Source organism: Streptomyces sp. P17, from assembly GCF_032436805.1.
Classification (GTDB): Bacteria; Actinomycetota; Actinomycetes; order Streptomycetales; family Streptomycetaceae; genus Streptomyces.
Map to the genome: position 1 here is coordinate 32931 of NZ_JAVRBF010000016.1, position 19940 is coordinate 52870.

The 19940-nt window shown below is 70.7% G+C and carries 17 protein-coding genes; 8 read left to right on the forward strand and 9 right to left on the reverse strand.

Going from position 1 to position 19940, the window contains the following annotated elements:
- Window positions 1-92: 92 nt before the first annotated feature.
- Window positions 93-698 (forward strand): ATP/GTP-binding protein, encoded by a 606-nt coding sequence (locus tag RMT89_RS12915; RefSeq protein ID WP_315883856.1) that lies wholly within the window; start codon window positions 93-95, stop codon window positions 696-698.
- Between the two features lie 6 nt (window positions 699-704).
- Here RMT89_RS12915 and RMT89_RS12920 read toward each other — a convergent pair whose 3' ends face one another.
- Window positions 705-1133: a PPOX class F420-dependent oxidoreductase gene (locus RMT89_RS12920; protein WP_315883857.1), complete on the reverse strand. Its 429-nt coding sequence runs from the start codon at window positions 1131-1133 to the stop codon at window positions 705-707.
- A gap of 97 nt (window positions 1134-1230) precedes the next feature.
- On the opposite strand from RMT89_RS12920, the gene RMT89_RS12925 reads away from it, so the two are divergent.
- On the forward strand, window positions 1231-1644 hold the full coding sequence (locus RMT89_RS12925) for a roadblock/LC7 domain-containing protein (protein WP_315883858.1): 414 nt from the start codon (window positions 1231-1233) through the stop codon (window positions 1642-1644).
- Between the two features lie 283 nt (window positions 1645-1927).
- A complete protein-coding gene (locus RMT89_RS12930; RefSeq protein ID WP_315883859.1) occupies window positions 1928-2800 on the forward strand; it encodes a DUF6397 family protein in 873 nt (290 codons plus the stop codon).
- Between the two features lies 1 nt (window position 2801).
- Here RMT89_RS12930 and RMT89_RS12935 read toward each other — a convergent pair whose 3' ends face one another.
- Window positions 2802-3671: an acyl-CoA thioesterase II gene (locus tag RMT89_RS12935; protein ID WP_315883860.1), complete on the reverse strand. Its 870-nt coding sequence runs from the start codon at window positions 3669-3671 to the stop codon at window positions 2802-2804.
- Window positions 3672-3690: 19 nt separating this feature from the next.
- A complete protein-coding gene (locus RMT89_RS12940) occupies window positions 3691-6204 on the reverse strand; it encodes a DUF3516 domain-containing protein (RefSeq protein WP_315883861.1) in 2514 nt (837 codons plus the stop codon).
- 145 nt (window positions 6205-6349) lie between these two features.
- Between RMT89_RS12940 and RMT89_RS12945 the strand changes: the two genes are divergently transcribed.
- The gene (locus RMT89_RS12945; RefSeq protein WP_315883862.1) at window positions 6350-7144 is read left to right on the forward strand and encodes a metal-dependent hydrolase; all 795 of its coding nucleotides are present in this window, start codon (window positions 6350-6352) and stop codon (window positions 7142-7144) included.
- Window positions 7145-7164: 20 nt separating this feature from the next.
- On the opposite strand, the gene RMT89_RS12950 is transcribed toward RMT89_RS12945, so the two are convergent.
- The 4 genes from RMT89_RS12950 to RMT89_RS12965 all read right to left on the reverse strand — a co-directional run bounded on the left by RMT89_RS12950 (window position 7165) and on the right by RMT89_RS12965 (window position 12086).
- Complete coding sequence (locus RMT89_RS12950; RefSeq protein WP_315883863.1) at window positions 7165-7425, reverse strand: type B 50S ribosomal protein L31; 261 nt, start codon at window positions 7423-7425, stop codon at window positions 7165-7167.
- A gap of 33 nt (window positions 7426-7458) precedes the next feature.
- The gene (locus RMT89_RS12955; RefSeq protein ID WP_315883864.1) at window positions 7459-7929 is read right to left on the reverse strand and encodes a DUF5709 domain-containing protein; all 471 of its coding nucleotides are present in this window, start codon (window positions 7927-7929) and stop codon (window positions 7459-7461) included.
- Between the two features lie 369 nt (window positions 7930-8298).
- Window positions 8299-10116: an ABC transporter ATP-binding protein gene (locus RMT89_RS12960; protein ID WP_315883865.1), complete on the reverse strand. Its 1818-nt coding sequence runs from the start codon at window positions 10114-10116 to the stop codon at window positions 8299-8301.
- The gene (locus tag RMT89_RS12965) at window positions 10113-12086 is read right to left on the reverse strand and encodes an ABC transporter ATP-binding protein (protein ID WP_315883866.1); all 1974 of its coding nucleotides are present in this window, start codon (window positions 12084-12086) and stop codon (window positions 10113-10115) included. Before RMT89_RS12965 ends, RMT89_RS12960 begins: the two co-directional genes overlap by 4 nt.
- A 238-nt stretch (window positions 12087-12324) precedes the next feature.
- On the opposite strand from RMT89_RS12965, the gene RMT89_RS12970 reads away from it, so the two are divergent.
- The gene (locus RMT89_RS12970; RefSeq protein WP_315883867.1) at window positions 12325-13932 is read left to right on the forward strand and encodes a peptide-N4-asparagine amidase; all 1608 of its coding nucleotides are present in this window, start codon (window positions 12325-12327) and stop codon (window positions 13930-13932) included.
- Window positions 13933-14104: 172 nt separating this feature from the next.
- The gene (locus RMT89_RS12975) at window positions 14105-15466 is read left to right on the forward strand and encodes a cation:dicarboxylate symporter family transporter (RefSeq protein ID WP_315883868.1); all 1362 of its coding nucleotides are present in this window, start codon (window positions 14105-14107) and stop codon (window positions 15464-15466) included.
- Between the two features lie 85 nt (window positions 15467-15551).
- Here the strand turns inward: RMT89_RS12975 and RMT89_RS12980 are convergent, their stop codons facing one another.
- Complete coding sequence (locus RMT89_RS12980) at window positions 15552-16007, reverse strand: MarR family winged helix-turn-helix transcriptional regulator (protein ID WP_399498071.1); 456 nt, start codon at window positions 16005-16007, stop codon at window positions 15552-15554.
- 110 nt (window positions 16008-16117) lie between these two features.
- Between RMT89_RS12980 and RMT89_RS12985 the strand changes: the two genes are divergently transcribed.
- Complete coding sequence (locus tag RMT89_RS12985) at window positions 16118-17920, forward strand: ABC transporter ATP-binding protein (protein WP_315883870.1); 1803 nt, start codon at window positions 16118-16120, stop codon at window positions 17918-17920.
- A 43-nt stretch (window positions 17921-17963) separates the two neighbouring features.
- The gene (mltG, locus tag RMT89_RS12990) at window positions 17964-18815 is read left to right on the forward strand and encodes an endolytic transglycosylase MltG (RefSeq protein ID WP_315883871.1); all 852 of its coding nucleotides are present in this window, start codon (window positions 17964-17966) and stop codon (window positions 18813-18815) included.
- A gap of 12 nt (window positions 18816-18827) precedes the next feature.
- On the opposite strand, the gene RMT89_RS12995 is transcribed toward mltG, so the two are convergent.
- On the reverse strand, window positions 18828-19898 hold the full coding sequence (locus tag RMT89_RS12995; protein WP_315883872.1) for an NAD(P)-binding domain-containing protein: 1071 nt from the start codon (window positions 19896-19898) through the stop codon (window positions 18828-18830).
- Between the last annotated feature and the right edge of the window lie 42 nt (window positions 19899-19940).

Sequence of the window (19940 nt, forward strand, 5' to 3'; positions counted from 1 at the left end):
CACGCACTGAAGCCGCGTACGCACGTTCCGTGACTGCGCGATGCACACCTGACGGCGCCGACCGTGGCCGGCACTCCCGAGAGAAGTGATCGATGGTCTCCGAGAACTCCGCTGACCCGGGCGGCGAGACGGCCGCCCTGGCGTTGAAGATCCTGGTCGCCGGCGGTTTCGGCGTGGGCAAGACGACCCTGGTGGGCGCGGTCAGCGAGATCAGGCCGCTGCGTACCGAGGAACTGCTCAGCGAGGCGGGTCAGTTGGTGGACGACACCGACGGCGTGGATCACAAGGTCACGACCACCGTGGCGATGGACTTCGGACGCATCACCATCCGCTCAGGCCTCTCGCTCTATCTGTTCGGCACGCCAGGCCAGGACCGCTTCTGGTTCCTGTGGGACGAACTCTCCCAGGGAGCCCTCGGCGCTGTCGTCCTCGCCGACACCCGGCGCCTGGAGGACTGCTTCCCCGCCGTGGACTACTTCGAGCACCGGCACATCCCGTTCGTGGTCGCCGTCAACTGCTTCGCGGGCGCCCGCGCCTACGGCGCCCACGACGTCTCGCGCGCGCTCGACCTCGACAAGGGAACGCCCGTGGTGCTGTGCGACGCCCGGGACCGCGACTCGGGGAAGGAGGTGCTCATCCGGCTCGTCGAGTACGCCGGGCGGATGCACACCGCCCGGCTGCTCGACTCGGTGGGCTGAACGGCCTCAGTCCGCGACGGACTTGTGCGCCAGGACCTTCTCGATCGCTACGCGGACGAGGAGTTCGCCCGGAACGCCGTTGCGGGCCCCGAACTCCTCGGCGCGTTCCTCGCCCATGTACCGGGCGCCGATGCGCGCGGCCCAGTGCCTCAACTGCTCGGGATCCTGCGAGATCTGCGCCTTGCCCTGCAGTACGACGAAGTCGAACGGTGGCCGGTCGTCGTCCACGCACAGCGCGACGCGGCCGTCGCGGGCGATGTTGCGCCCCTTCACGCTGGTGCTGCCGGTGTTGAACACCACCTCGTCCCCGTCGAGGAGGAACCAGATGGGGGCCACGTGCGGACTTCCGTCGACCCGGACCGTGGACAGCTTCGCGGTGCGGGTGCCGTGCGAGACGAACTCGCGCCATTCCGTGTCGGTCATCTTCTGTGCCATGCCCCCATCCTCCTTGCCCGGAGCCCGGCTTGTCCGGAAGGCTGGCGAGCAGATCCTCCCTCGGCCAGGGGGGAGACATCTCACGGGGAGACAGGACATGGCGCAGAATCAAGGACTTGGCTGGTTGCTGGACGATCTGACGGAGCGTGTGGAGCATGTGCGGCACGCGCTGGTCCTGTCCAACGACGGGCTGGTGACGGGCGCGAGCACGGGGCTGCGCCGCGAGGATGCGGAGCATCTGGCCGCGGTCTCCTCCGGGTTGCACAGCCTCGCGAAGGGCTCCGGCCACCACTTCGGCGCGGGCAGGGTGCGCCAGACGATGGTCGAGTTCGACGACGCCGTCCTGTTCGTGACCGCCGCCGGAACCGGCAGCTGCCTGTGCGTCCTCAGCGGAGCGGAGGCCGACATCGGCCAGATCGCCTACGAGATGACACTGCTCGTCAACCGGGTCGGCGAGCACCTCGCGGTCGATGCGCGCAAGCCCGAGCGGGATTCCACCACAGAGCTCTGACGCGTAAATACGAACCGGCGCGGGCAAAAGTGCAGGTAGCTGACCTCGCCTCCTGCGCCGCCACCCCGCGGCGCCGTGTTGATCAAGGGCTACGGGGCATCCGCCCTGCCCATTTACCCGCCCCACGGCGGGCGGCGAAGCCCCCCTGGGTCGCTGACCTGCGCGTTTTCGCTTCCCCGTGGAGTTATCCACAGGCTTGCGCCGAGATCGGCCGGATTGGCTACGGTTCTGTCACGGCGAACGCACACAGCGTGAGCATCCGACTCCACGGGGGAGAGCGACCATGACAGGCGACACCATCACCCAACCGCACGGCACGTCCTGCACGACCGGACGCGCCGCCCGGGAACTGGGTCTGAAGCGACGCGAGTTCGAGCTCGCCGTCCACCTCGGCCACATCCGGACCGTGCCCGACGAAGGAGGAGGCGGGGCCCGGCGCGTCGCCCGCTCGGAGATCGAGCGCGTGCGGGCCGGCGACGGCTTCCCCGAGTTGCTGCTGGAGCGTGTGCGGACCGTCGGCACCACCGAAGGCGCGGCCCTGATGCAGGTGTCACCCGGCCGGTTCACCCGCCTCGCCCGTCTGGGCCTGGTCGTGCCCGTGCACTTCTACCTCAACCGCTACCGGGCCGTCGTCTGGATGTACCTGGCCGAGGAACTGAGGCAGTTCGCGGCCGACGAGAAAAACACCCCGCTGCTGAAGGCGCGTACCCCCGAAGGGCTGCGCGACCAGCTGAGGGCCGGCCTGGACCTGCGCCCGCGCAACTGGCGTGGACGCCATCTGGGATCCCTGCTGCGGCAGACCGACGACCCCTGGGAGCAGGCCGGAGCCGTGGCGGCCTTCCTCGACCCCGTCCAGATCGCGGAGATCGTCACCGACCCCTGCGAACGCTCCCATCTGCACCGCTTCCGGCCCGGTCCGCCCGCGCACGGAGCGCCGGGCTCCGCGGCCGCTCGCCTGTGCGAGCGGATCATGACGGCGGAGGACGCCGACGAGATCGGCTGGCTGCGGGCCGACCTGGCACAGGCCATGGAAGAGGCGCGCGAGCACCGGCCCGCACCGCGCCCCACAGCGAAGCCGGCCACACGCGCGCCGGTCCCGGACGAACCCGGGCCGCCGCACCGGCTGTTCGGCTGGCTGCGCCGCAGAAGCGTCTGACCTACAGAGCTCGGAACAGCCCCTCCTGGACGACCGACACCAGCAGCCGTCCCTGGAGGTCGTAGATCCGCCCACGGGCCAGACCGCGCCCACCCGTGGCGATCGGCGACTCCTGGTCGTACAGGAACCACTCGTCCGCGCGGAAGGGACGGTGGAACCACATCGCGTGATCCAGGGACGCGATGTCGAAGCTCCGTGGGCCCCACAGGGGTTCGACCGGGATGCGCACGGCGTCCAGGAGGGTCATGTCACTGGCGTAGGTCAGCGCGCAGGTGTGCACGACCGGGTCGTCCCCGAGCGGTCCGACCGCACGCATCCACACCGCGCTGCGCGGCTCGGCGTCCTTGACCTCCTTCGGCGTCCAGCGCAGCCGGTCCACGTAGCGGATGTCGAAGGGCTGGCGGCGCGCCATCCGCTCCAACTGCTCCGGCAGCGCGCCCAGATGCTCCCGGATCTCGTCGGTGACCGTCGGCAGCGACTCCGGGTCCGGGACCTCGCGTGCCGGCGGTAGCTGGTGCTCGAAGCTCCCCTGTTCAGGCTTGTGAAAGGAGGCGGTGAGATTGAAGATCGTGCGGCCCTGCTGCACCGCGGTGACCCGGCGGGTCGTGAACGACCGCCCGTCCCGCACCCGTTCGACCTGGTACACGATCGGCACACCCGGCCGGCCCGGGCGCAGGAAGTACGCGTGCAGCGAGTGCACCGGACGGTCGCCGTCCGTGGTGCGCGCGGCGGCGACCAGCGCCTGGCCCGCCACCTGCCCGCCGAAGACCCGCTGCAGGGACTCGTGGGGGCTGCGGCCACGGAAGATGTTGACCTCGATCTGCTCCAGGTCGAGCAGGTCGACGAGCCTCTCGGCCGGATTCGTCGTCATGGGTGGGATTCTCCTGTGCTCACAACTGGCCTACGTCGGTGACGCGGACCACCGCGCGGCCCTCCGCGTCGGAGGCGGTGAGGTCGACCTCCGCGCTGATGCCCCAGTCATGGTCCCCGTTCGGGTCGTCGAAGATCTGGCGGACGCGCCACAGACGGTTCGCCGGCTCCTCCTCGATCACCAGGAGCTTCGGGCCGCGGGCATTGGGGCCGGTGCCGAGGTCGTCGTACTCGTCCCAGTACTTGTCCATGGCCTCGCCCCAGGCGTCCGCGTCCCAGCCGGCGTCGGCGTCCATCTCGCCCAGCTCCTCGACGTGGTCGAGGGCGGCGAGCTCGACACGGCGGAACAGCGCGTTGCGGACCAGGACACGGAAGGCACGCGCGTTGGTGGTGACCGGCTTGACCTCGTCGGCCTTCTCCTGGGCCTCCTCCGCGGTCATCTCCTCCGGGTTGGCGAGCTGCTCCCACTCGTCCAGCAGGCTGGAGTCGACCTGGCGGACCATCTCGCCCAGCCACTCGATCAGATCCTGCAGGTCCTCGGACTTCAGATCGTCCGGGATGTTGTGGTCGAGGGTCTTGTAGGCGCTCGCCAGGTAGCGCAGCACGATGCCCTCGGTCCGGGCCAGCTCGTAGAACGACACCAACTCCGTGAAGGACATCGCCCGTTCGTACATGTCGCGGATGACGGACTTCGGCGACAGGGGGTGGTCACCGACCCACGGGTGGCTCTTGCGGTAGGTGTCGTACGCGTGGAAGAGCAGCTCCTCCAGGGGCTTGGGGTAGGAGATGTCCTGGAGGCGCTCCATGCGCTCCTCGTACTCCACGCCGTCGGCCTTCATCGCGGCGACGGCCTCGCCCTTGGCCTTGTTCAGCTGGGCGACGAGGATCTGCCGGGGGTCGTCCAGGGTGGACTCCACGACGGACACCATGTCCAGGGCGTAGGACGGCGAGTCCGGGTCCAGCAGCTCGAATGCGGCCAGCGCGAAGGTGGACAGCGGCTGGTTGAGGGCGAAGTCCTGCTGGAGATCGACGGTGAGCCGGACGATACGGCCCTCGGCGTCCGGCTGGTCGAGCTTCTCGACGATGCCGCCGTCCAGGAGCGAGCGGTAGATGGCGATCGCGCGCCGGATGTGCCGCAGCTGCTGCTTGCGCGGCTCGTGGTTGTCCTCCAGCAGATGCCGCATCGCCTCGAAGGCGTTGCCGGGCCGGGCGATCACCGACAGCAGCATGGTGTGCGTCACGCGGAAGCGGGAGGTCAGCGGCTCCGGCTCGGAGGCGATGAGCTTCTCGAAGGTGTTCTCGGTCCACCCGACGAAGCCCTCGGGTGCCTTCTTGCGGACGACCTTGCGGCGCTTCTTCGGGTCGTCGCCGGCCTTGGCCAGCGCCTTCTCGTTCTCGATGACATGCTCGGGCGCCTGGGCGACGACAAAGCCCGCCGTGTCGAAGCCCGCACGACCGGCGCGGCCCGCGATCTGGTGGAACTCCCGGGCGCGCAGGGTGCGGACACGGCTGCCGTCGTACTTCGTCAGCGCCGTGAACAGCACCGTGCGGATGGGCACATTGACGCCCACGCCCAGCGTGTCCGTGCCGCAGATGACCTTCAGCAGACCCGCCTGGGCGAGCTTCTCCACCAGGCGGCGGTACTTGGGCAGCATGCCCGCGTGATGGACACCGATGCCGTGCCGGACGTAACGGGAGAGGTTGCGGCCGAACTTGGTGGTGAAGCGGAAGTTGCCGATGAGCTCGGCGATCCGGTCCTTCTCCTCGCGCGTGCACATGTTGATGCTCATCAGCGCCTGCGCCCGCTCCACGGCCTGGGCCTGCGTGAAGTGCACGATGTAGACCGGCGCCTGCTTGGTCTCCAGCAGTTCGGTCAGCGTCTCGGTGAGCGGGGTGAGTTTGTACTCGTACGACAGCGGCACGGGACGGGTCGCCGAGCGGACCACGGCCGTCGGGCGGCCGGTGCGGCGGGTGAGGTCCGTCTCGAACATCGAGACGTCGCCGAGCGTGGCCGACATCAGCACGAACTGGGCCTGCGGCAGTTCGAGGATCGGGATCTGCCAGGCCCAGCCGCGGTCCGCCTCCGCGTAGAAGTGGAACTCGTCCATGACGACCTGGCCGACGTCGGCGTGCTTGCCGTCGCGCAGCGCGATCGAGGCGAGGACCTCCGCGGTGCAGCAGATGACCGGGGCGTCGGCGTTGACGGACGCGTCGCCGGTGAGCATGCCGACGTTCTCGGTGCCGAAGAGCTTGCACAGCTCGAAGAACTTCTCCGACACCAGCGCCTTGATCGGAGCCGTGTAGAAGGTGACCTCGTCCCGGGCGAGCGCGGCGAAGTGGGCACCCGCCGCGATCATGCTCTTGCCGGAGCCGGTGGGCGTCGACACGATCACATTCGCGCCGGAGACCGCCTCGATCAACGCCTCCTCCTGGTGGGGATAGAGGGTCAGGCCGCGCTCCTCGGCCCACGACTCGAAGGCTTCGTAGAGGGCGTCGGGGTCGGCGGTCGGCGGCAGCTGATCGATGAGGGTCACCCACCCATCTTGCCTGGCGTCCCGGCCGACGGGGGAATCGGCTGCCCACACGAAGATCGCGAACGCTACGCTGTGTCGCCGACGACACGTCAGCGCACATCGTCAACTGGACAGCGGCACACGAGGAATGGGGCGGGCAACGGCCATGATGGGACCAGCACACTCACTGTCGGGCGCCGCGGCCTGGCTCGGCGTCGGGGCGGCGGCCGCGGCGGCGGGACGCCCGATGCCCTGGCCCGTCGTCCTGGTCGGCGCCCTGATCTGCGCCGGCGCGGCGCTGGCCCCGGACCTCGACCACAAGGCGGCCACCATCTCCCGGGCCTTCGGACCGCTGTCACGGGGATTGTGCGAGATCGTCGACAAGCTCTCCTACGCCGTCTACAAGGCGACCAAGAAGCAGGGCGACCCGCGCCGCTCCGGCGGTCACCGCACGCTCACGCACACCTGGCTGTGGGCGGTCCTGATCGGTGCCGGCGCCTCGGTGCTGGCGATCACCGGGGGCCGCTGGGCGGTGCTGGGCATCCTCTTCGCGCACATTGTGCTGGCCATCGAGGGCCTGCTGTGGCGGGCGACCCGCGGCTCCAGCGCCGATGTCCTGGTGTGGCTGCTGGCGGCGACGAGCGCGTGGATCCTCGCCGGCGTCCTGGACAAGCCGGGCAACGGCGCGGACTGGTTGTTCACGGCGCCGGGCCAGGAGTACCTGTGGCTTGGGCTGCCGATCGTGCTGGGCGCGCTGGTGCACGACATCGGGGACGCGCTGACGGTGTCGGGCTGCCCGATCCTGTGGCCGATCCCGGTGGGCCGCAAGCGCTGGTATCCGATCGGCCCGCCGAAGGCCATGCGCTTCCGGGCGGGCAGCTGGGTGGAGCTGAAGGTGCTGATGCCGGTGTTCATGCTGCTCGGAGGCGTGGGCTGCGCGGCGGCGCTCAACGTGATCTGAGCGGGGGAGGCGCCGACCGTTCAGGCCTGGTCGGCGCCCGCGCCGCCGTAGCGCCGCTCGAAGCGGGCGACGCGGCCCTCCGAGTCCACCGTGCGCGCCTTGCCGGTGTAGAAGGGGTGGCTCTCCGAGGAGATCTCCACGTCCACGACCGGGTAGGTCTCGCCGTCGTCCCATTCGATGGTCTCGCCGCTGGTCGCGGTGGACCGGGTGAGGAAGGCGTACCCGGCGGCGCGGTCCCGGAAGACGACCTCGTGGTAGTCGGGGTGCTTGTCCTGCTGCATGAAGGCTCCTCGGAGAACGCTGCGACGGCGGGTTCAGCCGGACAGGGCGTCCTCGTCGACGATGTGCATGGCGGCCTCCTCGGCCGAGGCCGCGGCGCCGTCGATCCCGACGTCCGTGGCGACCAGCGCGCTCTCCTCGTCCTCGTGCGCGCCCTCGTCGGGAGCGACGAGCCGGCCGGAGCGGGCCGCGCCGACCTCGTTGTCCAGGAGTTCGCCGTCGGTGCCCTCGCAGTCGCCGAGGCCGTCGCCGTCGGGAGTTTCGAGGTCGGGCAACTCCTCGGCGAGACGCTGGTCCAGCGTCTCGCCCTGGTGGCGCTCCGCGGCCGTCACACCGCTGCGCTCCACCGCCCATGGTCGCTCCGGCGGGGACCAGCCACGGTCGAGAGGGTCGCCGACGCCGTCGTTGTCCAGGGTGTCCTCGGCATCGAGCAGCCCCGCGTCGTCCTGGATCTCGGACGCGTCGGGCTGGTAGACGTCGTCACCCCATCCGTCGGCGCTGTTCACGGGTACCTCCAGGTGGTGGGGACGAGCCCGTCGTCACCGCGATCGACGACGGGCCGGCGCGCGGGGCACTGGCTGCGCCCGACGCGTGCCGCATGCTTCCCGGGTGCTCCCCGAACCGGTGCCGCTATCCAGCCTTCCACCCCTTTTCGCCCCAGCGCAACGCCACGAGGCCGGGGCGACGACGGGACGGCCGCGGGACCGGCTCCTCAGCCGGGAAAACCTGAGAGTGCGCCGGGCCCCGTGGCCGGCCGGCCACCGGGCCGACGCGGGGCGCGCGTGCCCGCCGACCGCGCCCCCGGGCCGGGAGGTCACCCTCGCCGATCCGGGTCACCCGCACCCGGCACTCCCAGCCGGGGCCGTCCGCTCGTCTCACCCGTGCCAGGACCGCCAGAGCGCCGCGTACGCCCCCTTCGCCGCGACCAGCTCGTCATGGCTGCCCAGCTCGCTGATCCGGCCGTTCTCGACGACGGCGATGACGTCGGCGTCGTGGGCGGTGTGCAGGCGGTGGGCGATGGCCACCACCGTGCGGCCGTCCAGGACGCGGGCCAGGGAGCGCTCCAGGTGGCGGGCGGCCCGTGGGTCGAGCAGGGACGTCGCCTCGTCCAGCACCAGCGTGTGCGGATCGGCCAGCACCAGCCGGGCCAGCGCGATCTGCTGTGCCTGTGCCGGGGTCAGGGCGAAGCCGCCCGAGCCGACCTCGGTGTCCAGGCCCTCGTCGAGGGCGCGTGCCCAGCCGTCCGCGTCGACAGCCCCGAGCGCCGCCCACAGCTCGGCGTCGACGGCGTCGTCCCGGGTTCCCGCGCTCGACGGGAGCCGGGAGTGGGGGAGGGCGAGCAGCAGGTTGTCGCGCAGGGAGCCCACGAAGACGTGGTGCTCCTGGTTGACGAGGGCCACGTGCTCGCGGACTCGCTCGGCGGGCATCCGGGACAGCTCCGCACCGCCGAGGGCGATCCGGCCCTCCCGGGGCGCGTAGATACCGGCGAGGAGCCGGCCCAGCGTGGACTTGCCCGCACCGGACGGGCCGACCAGCGCGAGACGGGTGCCGGGGGCCACCTCCAGGGACACCTTGCGCAGGACGTCCACACCTTCGAGGTAGCCGAAGTGCACCCGGTCGGCGTGCACGTCGCGTCCGTCGGGAGTCAGCGAGGCGTCCCCGGCGTCCGGCTCGATGTCCCGTACCCCGACCAGCCGGGCCAGCGACACCTGCGCGACCTGGAGCTCGTCGTACCAGCGCAGGATCAGGCCCACCGGATCGACGAGCATCTGCGCGATGAGCGCGCCCGTGGTCAGTTCGCCCACCCCGATCCAGCCCTGCAGGACGAACACGCCGCCGAGCATCAGGACCGAGCCGAGGACGGTGACATGGGTGACGTTGATGACCGGGAAGAGCACGGACCGCAGCCAGAGCGTGTAGCGCTCCCAGGCCGTCCACTCCTTGACCCGCTGCTTGGACAGGTCGATACGGCGCTCGCCGAGGCGGTGGGCCTCGACCGTGCGGCCGGCGTCCACCGTCTCGGCCAGGGCGGCGGCCACGGCGGCGTATCCCGCGGCCTCCGAGCGGTAGGCGGCCGGCGCCCGCTTGAAGTACCAGCGGCAGCCGACGACCAGCAGCGGCACGGCGACCAGCACCGCGGCGCCCAGCGGCGGCGCGGTGATCACGAGGCCGCCCAGCAGCAGCGCCGCCCACACCACGCCGATCGCCAGCTGGGGGACGGCTTCGCGCATGGCGTTGGCGAGCCGGTCGATGTCGGTCGTGATCCGGGACAGCAGATCGCCGGTCCCGGCGCGCTCCAGCACGCCGGGCGGCAGCCCGACGGACCGGACGAGGAAGTCCTCGCGCAGGTCGGCCAGCATCCGCTCGCCGAGTATCGCGCCGCGCAGCCGCACCTCCCGGACGAACACCGCCTGGATGACGAGCGCGACCAGGAACAGCGAGACGGTGAGCTCCAGATGGAGCTCTCGCGCACCGTCGGACACCCGCTCGACCAGGCCGCCGAACAGCCACGGCCCCGCCATGGAGGCGATGACGGCGGCCGTGTTGACGGCGATCAGGATCAGGAAGGCCCGCCGGTGCCGGCGGAAGAGTTCGGTCACGTAGGCGCGTACGGTGGCCGGGGCGCCGACGGGCAGGGTGTTCGCCGTCGTCGGGGCCGCGGGGTCGTAGGCCGGTGGCGCCACGCCGATCATGCGCTCTCCTCGATCTCTTCCAGTGCGTCCAGCCGTGTGGTGGCGGTCCGCTGTGAATCCGTGTCCAGCCGTGTGGTGGCGGTCCGCTGTGAATCCGTGTCCAGCCGTGTGGTGGCGGTCCGCTCCAGCCGTGCGGTGCCGGTCCGCTGTGAATCCGCTTCCAGCCGCGAGGTGCCGGTCCGCCGTGAATCCGTGTCCAGCCGTGCATCCCTCTCCGACCGCTCCGCCTCCTCATCCGTCTCCCGGGTCACGACCGCCCGGTACAACGGCTCCTTGTGCAGCAGCTCCCGGTGCACCCCGACCGCCGTGACCTCGCCCTCGTGGACGAGGACGACCCGGTCGGCCCGGTCCAGGAGCAGCGGCGAGGAGGTGAACACCACGGTGGTGCGCCCCGCGCGCAGATCCCGCAGGCCACCGGCGATCCGTGCCTCCGTGTGGGAGTCCACGGCAGAGGTGGGTTCGTCCAGGACGAGCACCTCCGGATCCGTGACCAGCGACCGGGCCAGTGCCAGGCGCTGGCGCTGGCCGCCGGACAGGGAGCGCCCGCGTTCGGTGATGAGCGCGTCCATCGGGTCCGCGGCGTCGAGCGAACTCTGGGCCAGCGCGTCCAGTACGTCCGCGCACTGCGCCGCCGCGAGCGCCTCCGCCGAGCCGACCGCGCCCGAATGGGGCACGTCGAGCAGTTCGCGCAGGGTGCCCGACAGCAGCACCGGGTCCTTGTCCTGGACGAGGACGGCCGTGCGCGCGGTGTCGAGGGGCAGTTCGTCCAGCGGCACCCCGCCCAGCCGTACCGAGGTGCCGGCCTCGGAGGGGTGGCCGCCGAGTCGTTCGGCCAGACGTCCCGCCGCGTCCGGGTCGCCGCACACCACGGCGGTGAACCGGCCCGCGGGCGCGAGCAGTCCGGTGGCCGGGTCGTACAGATCGCCGGACGGCAGGTCCGCCGCGCGCGAGCCGTCGGTGCCGCGGTCGTCGACGGCTCGCTCCAGAGACAGCACCCGCGCGGCCCGCCGGGCCGAGGGGCGGGAGAAGGAGTAGGCCATGGCGATCTCTTCGAAGTGCCGCAGAGGGTAGGTGAGCAGCATGATCGAGCTGTAGGCGGTGACCAGTTCACCGACGGCGATACGGCCCTCGCGGGCGAGATGGACGCCGTACCAGACGACCGCGATCAGCAGCAGGCCCGGGAGGAGGACCTGGATCGCGGCGATCAGGGACCACATCCTGGCGCTGCGCACGGCGGCGTGGCGGACCTCCTGGGAGGCGCTGCGGTAGCGGTCGAGGAAGAGTTCCTCGCCGCCGATGCCGCGCAGTACGCGCAGGCCCGCGACGGTGTCGGAGGCCAGTTCGGTGGCGCGGCCCGCCTTCTCGCGCTGGAAGTCGGCACGCCGGGTCGCCCGGGGCAGCAGCGGCAGGACCGCCACGGCCAGGACGGGCAGGCCCACCGCGACGATCACGCCGAGCGCGGGCTGGTAGATCACCAGGCCGATACAGACCAGCACGATGGTGACCAGGGCGGCGGTGAACCGGGAGACGGCCTCCACGAACCAGCCGATCTTCTCGACGTCACCGGTGGAGACGGCCACGACCTCGCCGGCCGCGACCCGTCGGGTCAGCGCGGAACCGAGCAGGGCGGCCTTGCGGGCCAGCAGTTGCTGGACGCGGGCCGCGGCGCCGATCCAGTTGGTGATGGCGGCGCGGTGCAGGAAGGTGTCGCCGAGGGCGTTGCCGGCGCAGGCGAGCGCCAGCAGTCCGCCCGCGATCGCGAGCCGGCTGCCGGAGCGGTCCACGACGGCCTGGATGGCGAGTCCGACACAGAAGGGCAGCGAGGCGACGGACACGAAGTGCACCAGGCCCCAGGCCAGGGCCTTCAGTTGTCCGCCCAGTTGGTTCCGGAAGAGCCACCACAGGAAGCGGGGCCCCGAGCGGGCGTCCGGGACGCCCGGGTCGGGATACGGAAGGTCTTGAATCTGCATGACGTCCCATGGCTCGGTCGGGGTGGGAGGGCGGGCGGGTGCCACCGCTTTCCGCGGCAGCAAACCGTGACAGGTTCGCGTCGCAGCGTGGTCGGAAGCAAGCGGTTTTCCATTCGGGCGAAACGATCCGGCTTCTCCCATCGGCCCCACCGGACCCAGGGATTTCCGCCCGCCCCGGACAGGGGTGCTGTACGAGGCCCCATTGCGCCGCCCCCGGACACCGCCGTAGAACACGCCCATGAAGAGACGGATCGTCATGTCCATGCTCGCCGGAGCGATCCTCCTGGCGGGCACGCTCCTCGGAGCGCACCCCGCGTCCGCCCAACACATCGACGTCCCCGCCGAGTTCGGCTCGGACTGGCACGACCCGGTCAGCGCCGCCCCGCCCGTCACCGCCCCGGACAGCAGATCCTGCCAAGTCACCCTGGCCGAGGCGCAGTTCCGCGACTTCACGCCGTACCGGGGGACGTACACCCCGCCCGAGGGCTGCGGCGACCGCTGGAACAAGGTCGTGCTGCGCCTCGACGGCAAGGTCAAGGGCCGCCAGTACGACCGCCTCGGCCAGGTGAGCGTGGGCGGGGTCGAGATCTTCCGGACCTCGACCCCGCAGCCCTCGCCGGACGGCATCGCATGGTCCGTCGAGAAGGACGTCACGCGCTACAGCGACACCCTCCGCGAACGCCAGGACGTCGAGATGCTCATCGGCAATGTCGTCGACGACACCTACACCGGGATCATCGACGTCAAGGTCACCCTGACCTTCTACACCGGCAAGCCCGCCAGGACCCCCGACCGTGTCCTCCCCCTGACCGACGGCACCACCCTCACCACCCCGCGCAACAGCGAACGCATCGTCGCCGAGGTGTACGCCACCGGATCCGGCGGCGGCTGCGAGGAGTACTGGTACCTCACGGTGCCCGACTCCGCGCCGTACTCCTGCCAGGCCGCGGACGGCCCCTATCGCGAGGTGCAGATCAGGGTGGACGGCCAACTGGCGGGCATCGCCGCGCCGTTCCCGCATGTGTGGACCGGCGGCTGGTCCAACCCGTTCCTCTGGTACGTCGTTCCGGGCCCGCGCGCCTTCGACGTCAAGCCGATCGAATACGACCTGACGCCGTTCGCCGGGATCCTCAACGACGGCCGGCCGCATGACATCGATATCTCCGTCGCCGGACTGCCCGAAGGCCGGCCCGGCTGGAGCGCCCCCGTGAACATCCTCGTCTGGCAGGACGAGGGCCGCGCACACGTCACCGGAGCGCTCACGGAGCGCCGCGACGAGGGTCTCGCCAACTCCTCGGCCTACACGCCTGGTTCGCAGCATCGCGTCGACACCGAGAGCGGGCACCGGCTGACCGTCGCCGGATACGTGGACACCTCGCACGGCCGGGTGACCACCACCGTCCGCCGGTCGTCGGCGCACACCTCCGTCCATCGCTGGACCGACGGCGAGACCATGGACGCGCTCGACGCCACCTGGCGCGACGACGAGTCGGTCACGGTCGACGGACGAGGACCGGCGAAGACGACGCGCACGCAACGGACGTACACGATGGACGGCACCACCACCCTCGGTGCGGACGACCGGCTGCGCACGGTACTGACCCTCGGCGACCGGGCCTCGGCCGTCACCATCAGCGACGGGCGGCGCTCCGCATGGTCGAGGCTCGACGACACCTACACCGGTGACGCGACCTGGACCGTGAACGTCCCGCGCGACCAGCGCCATGCGGTCGGCACATCGAGCGAGCGCTACCGGCTCTACGGCTCGCACATCCCCGGCGGTTGCTACGACCGCTCACTCGCCACCGAGCAGGGCGTGCTCACGGAGGACCGCGCGGTCTGCTGAGCCCTCTGGTGTGCGACGCGTCACGGGAGGCGTGATTTACACGGCCGCAACGCGGGGGTTTTCCGCGCGATCAACAGCAGCGCCAGAGTGATCACCGCGGAAGCGACTTTCCGTATCGCAGAAGTCCCGTCCCGGCTTCTGTGCGCCGCCGCTCGTCCCCCAAGGAGTGCCCGTGCCGCCGTCCGTCCCGTCCCTGCCGCGACGCGTCGCACGCATACTGCGTACCTCTCTCTTCGCGCAGGTCGCCTGCGCGCTCGTGCTCGGCATCGCCGTCGGCAAGCTGTGGCCGGGCTTCGCCGCCGAACTCCAGCCGCTCGGCGACGGCTTCACCCGGCTCATCAAGACGATCATCTCGCCGCTGGTGTTCTGTGTGGTCGTTGTCGGCATCGCAAAAGCCGGTGATCTCAAGGCCTTTGGCCGGATCGGGCTCAAGGCGCTGATCTGGTTCGAGGTCGCGAGCACCCTCGCGCTGCTGATCGGGCTGCTCGCCTCCAACGTTGTCCAGCCCGGCTCGGGGATGAACGTCGATCCCGCCACCCTCGACTCCTCGGCGGTGGACGCGAAGACGGGCGGCGGTTCGCTGCCGTCGACCACCGAGTTCGTCCTGGGGGCACTGCCCACCAGTTTCATCGGCGCCTTCGCCGAGAACTCTCTGCTCCAAGTCCTCATCCTGGCCTGCCTGGTGGGCGCCGCGCTCCTGCACCTCGGCCACCCCAAGGTGCCGCAGGTGCTGCCCGCCGTCGAGCAGGCCCAGGAGATCATCTTCGCGATCATCGGCTTCGTGATGCGTCTCGCCCCGATCGCCGTGTTCGGCGCGATGGCCGTCCTGATCGGCCAGTACGGCCTCGGCGTGATCGAGACCTACGCCAAGCTGATCATCCTGTGCTACGCGGCGGCCGCGTTCTTCATCACGCTCCTCGCCCTCGCGCTCAAGGCGCTCACCGGGCTCAGCCTCTGGAAGTTCCTGCGCTACATCCGCGAGGAGATGCTCCTCGCGCTCGGCACCGCCTCGACCGAGTCCGTCATGCCGCGCGTGATGCAGAAGCTGCGCAAGGCCGGCGCCCGCGACGACGCCGTGGGCCTGGTGCTGCCCACCGGCTACTCCTTCAACCTCGACGGCGCCTCGCTCTACCTCTCCATCGGCACGCTGTTCATCGCCCAGGCCGTGGATGTCGACCTCAGCCTCGGCCAGCAGATCACCGTGATCCTGGTGCTCATGCTGACCAGCAAGGGCATGGCGGGCATCCCCGGTTCGGCCTTCCTCGCCCTGTCCGCGACCGCCTCCTCGCTGGGCGCGATCCCGGCCGGAGCCGTCGCCCTGCTGCTGGGCGTGGACCGGATCATGGACTCGATGCGCGTCGTCACCAATCTGCTCGGCAACTGTGTCGCCGTGTTCGCGGTGTCCCGGTGGGAGGGGGCGCTGGACATGGAGAAGGCCAAGAAGGTCCTGAACGGGGAGATCCTGCCTACGCCGGAGGAGACCGAAGCGGTACCGGCGCAGACCGCCAAGGAACCGGTCTCAGAGGTCGGTTGACGAACACACTCGAAGAACCAACGGCCGCCGCTCCCGTACGACGGAGCGCCGGCCGTTCGGCGTTCTGGCCACCAGGACGGGCCCCTCAGCAGCGCCCCCCGCCGTCCACCGGCGTGTCCACCAGCGTGTCCAGCAACCCCCCGAGCACCCCGCGCTGCTCCTCCGTCAACGGCGCCAGGATCTCCTGCGCCGCCGAGCGACGCGCCCCGTGCAGCTCCCGCAGCGCCTTGAGCCCTTCGTCGGTGAGCTCGATCCGGATCACCCGCCGGTTCGTCGGATCCGGCACCCGGCGCACCTTGCCGCCCGCCTCAAGCCCGTCGACCAGCGAGGTGACGGCACGCGGGACCACCTCAAGACGCTCGGCGAGGTCGGCCATCCGGGGCGGTGAGGGGTAGTGCGCGAGGGTACGCAGCAGCCGGGACTGGGCCGGAGTGACGCCCAGGCCCGACTGCTCGACGTGCCGCTTCTGGATCCGGTGCACGCGCCGGGTGAACCGCAGCAGCTGCTCGGCGAGCGGGCCGTCGGGATCGGAGGCGGTCACGGGATCAGGGGTGGTCATACGGGAACAATATCAGGACCATGTTCATTGTGAGTATAGGTAACAATGAGCTAAGCTCCGTCAGTCCCGTCCTCACCCCTCCGTAGGAGCCCATGCATCCCGATCACGAACCCGCCTGGACACCGCCGGCCGACGCGCCGGAAGAACCCCGGCAGGTGCGCCGCATCCTGCGTCTGTTCCGTCCCTACCGCGGCCGTCTCGCCGTCGTCGGCCTGCTGGTCGGCGCCGCCTCGCTGGTGTCCGTCGCCACCCCGTTCCTGCTGAAGGCGATCCTCGACGTCGCCATTCCCGAGGGCCGGACCGGGCTGCTCAGCCTGCTCGCGCTCGGCATGATCCTCAGCGCCGTCCTCACCAGTGTCTTCGGCGTCCTTCAGACCCTGATCTCCACCACCGTCGGCCAGCGCGTCATGCACGACCTGCGCACCGCCGTCTACGGCCGCCTCCAGCGCATGTCGCTCGCCTTCTTCACCCGGACCCGCACCGGCGAGGTGCAGTCCCGTATCGCGAACGACATCGGCGGGATGCAGGCCACCGTCACCTCCACCGCCACCTCGCTGGTCGCCAACTTCACCAGCGTGGTCGCCACGATCATCGCGATGCTCGTCCTCGACTGGCGACTGACCGCGGTCTCGCTGCTGCTGCTCCCGGTGTTCGTGTGGATCAGCCGCCGGGTCGGCAACGAACGCAAGAAGATCACCACCCAGCGCCAGAAGCAGATGGCCGCGATGGCCGCCACGGTCACCGAGTCGCTCTCCGTCAGCGGCATCCTGCTGGGCCGCACGATGGGCCGTTCCGACTCGCTCACCAGCGCGTTCGCCACGGAGTCCGAGGAGCTCGTCGACCTCGAAGTGCGGTCGAACATGGCCGGCCGCTGGCGCATGGCCGTCATCACGATCGTCATGGCCGCGATGCCCGCCGTCATCTACTGGACCGCGGGCCTCGCCCTCCAGGTCGGCGGCCCGGAAGTCTCGATCGGCACCATCGTCGCCTTCGTCTCCCTCCAGCAGGGCCTGTTCCGCCCGGCCGTCAGCCTGCTCGGCACCGGCGTCCAGATCCAGGCCTCGCTCGCGCTCTTCCAGCGCATCTTCGAGTACCTCGACCTGCCGATCGACATCACCGAGCCCGAACGCCCGGTCCACCTCGACAAGATCAAGGGCGAGGTCCGCTTCGAGAACGTCGAGTTCCGTTACGACGGTGATGGCGCCCCGATCCTCGACGGCGTCGACATCACGGTCCCGGCCGGCGGTTCGCTCGCGGTGGTCGGCCCGACCGGCGCCGGCAAGTCCACGCTCGGCCATCTGGTGCCGCGGCTGTACGACGTGACCGGCGGCCGGGTCACCCTCGACGGGGTCGACGTGCGCGACCTGGACTTCGACACCCTGGCCCGTGCGGTCGGCGTCGTCTCGCAGGAGACGTACCTCTTCCATGCCTCGGTCGCCGACAACCTGCGCTTCGCCAAGCCGGACGCGACCGACGAGGAGCTGCACGAGGCCGCGAAGGCGGCGCAGATCCACGACCACATCGCGTCGCTGCCCGACGGCTATGACACGGTCGTCGGCGAGCGCGGCTACCGCTTCTCCGGCGGCGAGAAGCAGCGCCTGGCCATCGCCCGGACCATCCTGCGTGACCCGCCCGTGCTGGTCCTCGACGAGGCGACCAGCGCCCTGGACACCCGTACCGAACGGGCGGTGCAGGAGGCCATCGACGCGCTGTCGGCCGACCGCACCACGCTCACCATCGCGCACCGGCTGTCCACCATTCGGGGTGCCGACCAGATCGTGGTCCTGGACTCCGGGCGGACCGCCGAACGCGGCACGCACGAGGAGCTGTTGGAGCGGGACGGGCGGTATGCGGCGCTGGTCCGCCGGGACGCCCAACTGGAGCCGACAAGATGAAGATATGCCGGATTTGTGAGCTTTAGCGGGTTACCGTGCCCGCATGCACATGAACACTCCGTCACGGAGCACGATTCGACTGACGCGCCGGGGCCGAATCGCCCTCATCGCGACCGGGGCCGTCGTGGCCGGCACCGCCGTGGCGGTGCCGCTGCTGAGCCTGGGCAGTGAGGGCGAGGAGAAGCCCACGAGCTTGGTCATCCCGGAGGGCTGGCGGTCCGGCCAGGTCTACGAGGCCGTCGACAAGGCGCTCGCCCTGCCCGCGGGCACCACCAAGAAGTCCCTGGCCAAGGCGAATCTGAAGCTGCCGAACGATGCCGACGGCAACCCGGAGGGCTACCTCTTCCCGGCGACGTACCCCCTGGAGACCAACGGCGAGAAGGCGACGCCCGAGCAGTTGCTGTCGTTCATGGTCGACACCGCCAACAAGAAGTTCAACGGAGCTCCGATCGCCGCGGGCGCCCAGCGCAACGCGATGAACGTCTATCAGGCGGTCACCATCGCGAGCATCATCCAGGCCGAGGCGGCGACCAAGGCCGACATGGGCAAGGTCGCCCGGGTCGTCTTCAACCGGCTGGAGCGCGGTATGCCGCTCCAGATGGACTCCACCATCAACTACGCCCTCAACCGGGCGACGCTGAAGACCACCACGGCCGACACGCGGATCGACAGCCCCTACAACTCGTACCAGCGCATGGGGCTGCCCCCGACCCCGATCGACAACCCGGGCGAGGACGCGGTGCGCGCCGCGATCAGCCCGACTCCGGGCGACTGGCTGTACTTCGTCACCGTGAAGCCGGGCGACACCCGCTTCACCGCCGACTACGCCGAGCATCAGCGCAATGTCGCCGAGTTCAACCGCAACCAGCAGAGCAGCTCGCCGAAGGCGAAGTGACCGGGCGGGACATCACGCGGCCACCGACCGCTCCTCGGCCAGCAGCCGCCTGATGTCCCGTACGGCCGCGCGGCCCGCCCGGTTGGCGCCGATGGTGCTCGCCGAGGGACCGTAGCCGACGAGGTGGATTCGCGGATCGGCGACCGCTCCGGTCCCCTCGACACGGATCCCGCCGCCCGGCTCCCGCAGCTTCAGCGGCGCCAGATGGTCGATGGCGGCCCGGAACCCGGTCGCCCAGAGAATGACATCAGCCTTCGCCTGGCGGCCGTCGGCCCACTCCACCCCGTCCGGAGTGATCCGGTCGACCATGGGCTGCCGGTCGAGCACCCCGTCCGCGAGGCCCCGCCGGATCGCCTCGTTGAGGGGCAGCCCGGTCACCGACACCACGCTTTTCGGCGGCAGCCCCTGCCGCACCCGCTCCTCCACGAGCGCCACCGCCGCCCGCCCCGCGTCCTCGTCGAAAGGCCCCTCGCGGAACACCGGGGGCCGCCGCGTGACCCAGGTGGTGGCGGCCGCGTAGGGGGCGATCTCCAGCAGATGCTGCGTCCCGGACGCGCCCCCGCCCACGACCACCACCCGCAGCCCCGCGAACTCCTCGGGCCCCGGATACTGCGCGGTGTGCAACTGCCGCCCGCGGAAGGTCTCCTGACCGGGGTAGCGGGGCCAGAACGGGCGGTCCCAGGCGCCGGTGGCGTTGATCAGCGCCCGGGTCGACCAGACCCCGGCCGAGGTCTCTACGAGCAGCCGCCCGCCCTCACCCTCGCGCACCGCCCGCACATCCACCGGCCGCCGCACGCGCAGATCGAAGGTGCGCTCGTAGTCGGCGAAGTACCCGGCGATCACCTCGGCGGACGGCCGCGCCGGATCGGCACCGGTCAGTTCCATGCCCGGCAGCGCGTGCATCCCGTGCACCTTGCCGTACGTCAGCGAAGGCCACCGGAACTGCCAGGCACCGCCCGGACCGGGGGAGTGGTCCAGCACGACGAAGTCACGGTCCGGCTCGAACCCGGAGCGCCGCAGGTGATAGGCGCCGGCCAGTCCTGCCTGTCCGGCGCCTATGACGACTACCTCGGTGTTGTTCACATTTCCACTAACTCCAGCGAGGCCGGAGATCTTCCCGGCGGG

Coding starts and splice junctions, on each gene's coding strand:
- RMT89_RS12915 (WP_315883856.1), top strand. CDS start 93: ATGGTCTCCGAGAACTCCGCTGACCCGGGCGGCGAGACGGCCGCCCTG.
- RMT89_RS12920 (WP_315883857.1), bottom strand. CDS start 1,133: ATGGCACAGAAGATGACCGACACGGAATGGCGCGAGTTCGTCTCGCAC.
- RMT89_RS12925 (WP_315883858.1), top strand. CDS start 1,231: ATGGCGCAGAATCAAGGACTTGGCTGGTTGCTGGACGATCTGACGGAG.
- RMT89_RS12930 (WP_315883859.1), top strand. CDS start 1,928: ATGACAGGCGACACCATCACCCAACCGCACGGCACGTCCTGCACGACC.
- RMT89_RS12935 (WP_315883860.1), bottom strand. CDS start 3,671: ATGACGACGAATCCGGCCGAGAGGCTCGTCGACCTGCTCGACCTGGAG.
- RMT89_RS12945 (WP_315883862.1), top strand. CDS start 6,350: ATGATGGGACCAGCACACTCACTGTCGGGCGCCGCGGCCTGGCTCGGC.
- RMT89_RS12950 (WP_315883863.1), bottom strand. CDS start 7,425: ATGCAGCAGGACAAGCACCCCGACTACCACGAGGTCGTCTTCCGGGAC.
- RMT89_RS12960 (WP_315883865.1), bottom strand. CDS start 10,116: ATGATCGGCGTGGCGCCACCGGCCTACGACCCCGCGGCCCCGACGACG.
- RMT89_RS12965 (WP_315883866.1), bottom strand. CDS start 12,086: ATGCAGATTCAAGACCTTCCGTATCCCGACCCGGGCGTCCCGGACGCC.
- RMT89_RS12970 (WP_315883867.1), top strand. CDS start 12,325: ATGAAGAGACGGATCGTCATGTCCATGCTCGCCGGAGCGATCCTCCTG.
- RMT89_RS12985 (WP_315883870.1), top strand. CDS start 16,118: ATGCATCCCGATCACGAACCCGCCTGGACACCGCCGGCCGACGCGCCG.
- mltG (WP_315883871.1), top strand. CDS start 17,964: ATGCACATGAACACTCCGTCACGGAGCACGATTCGACTGACGCGCCGG.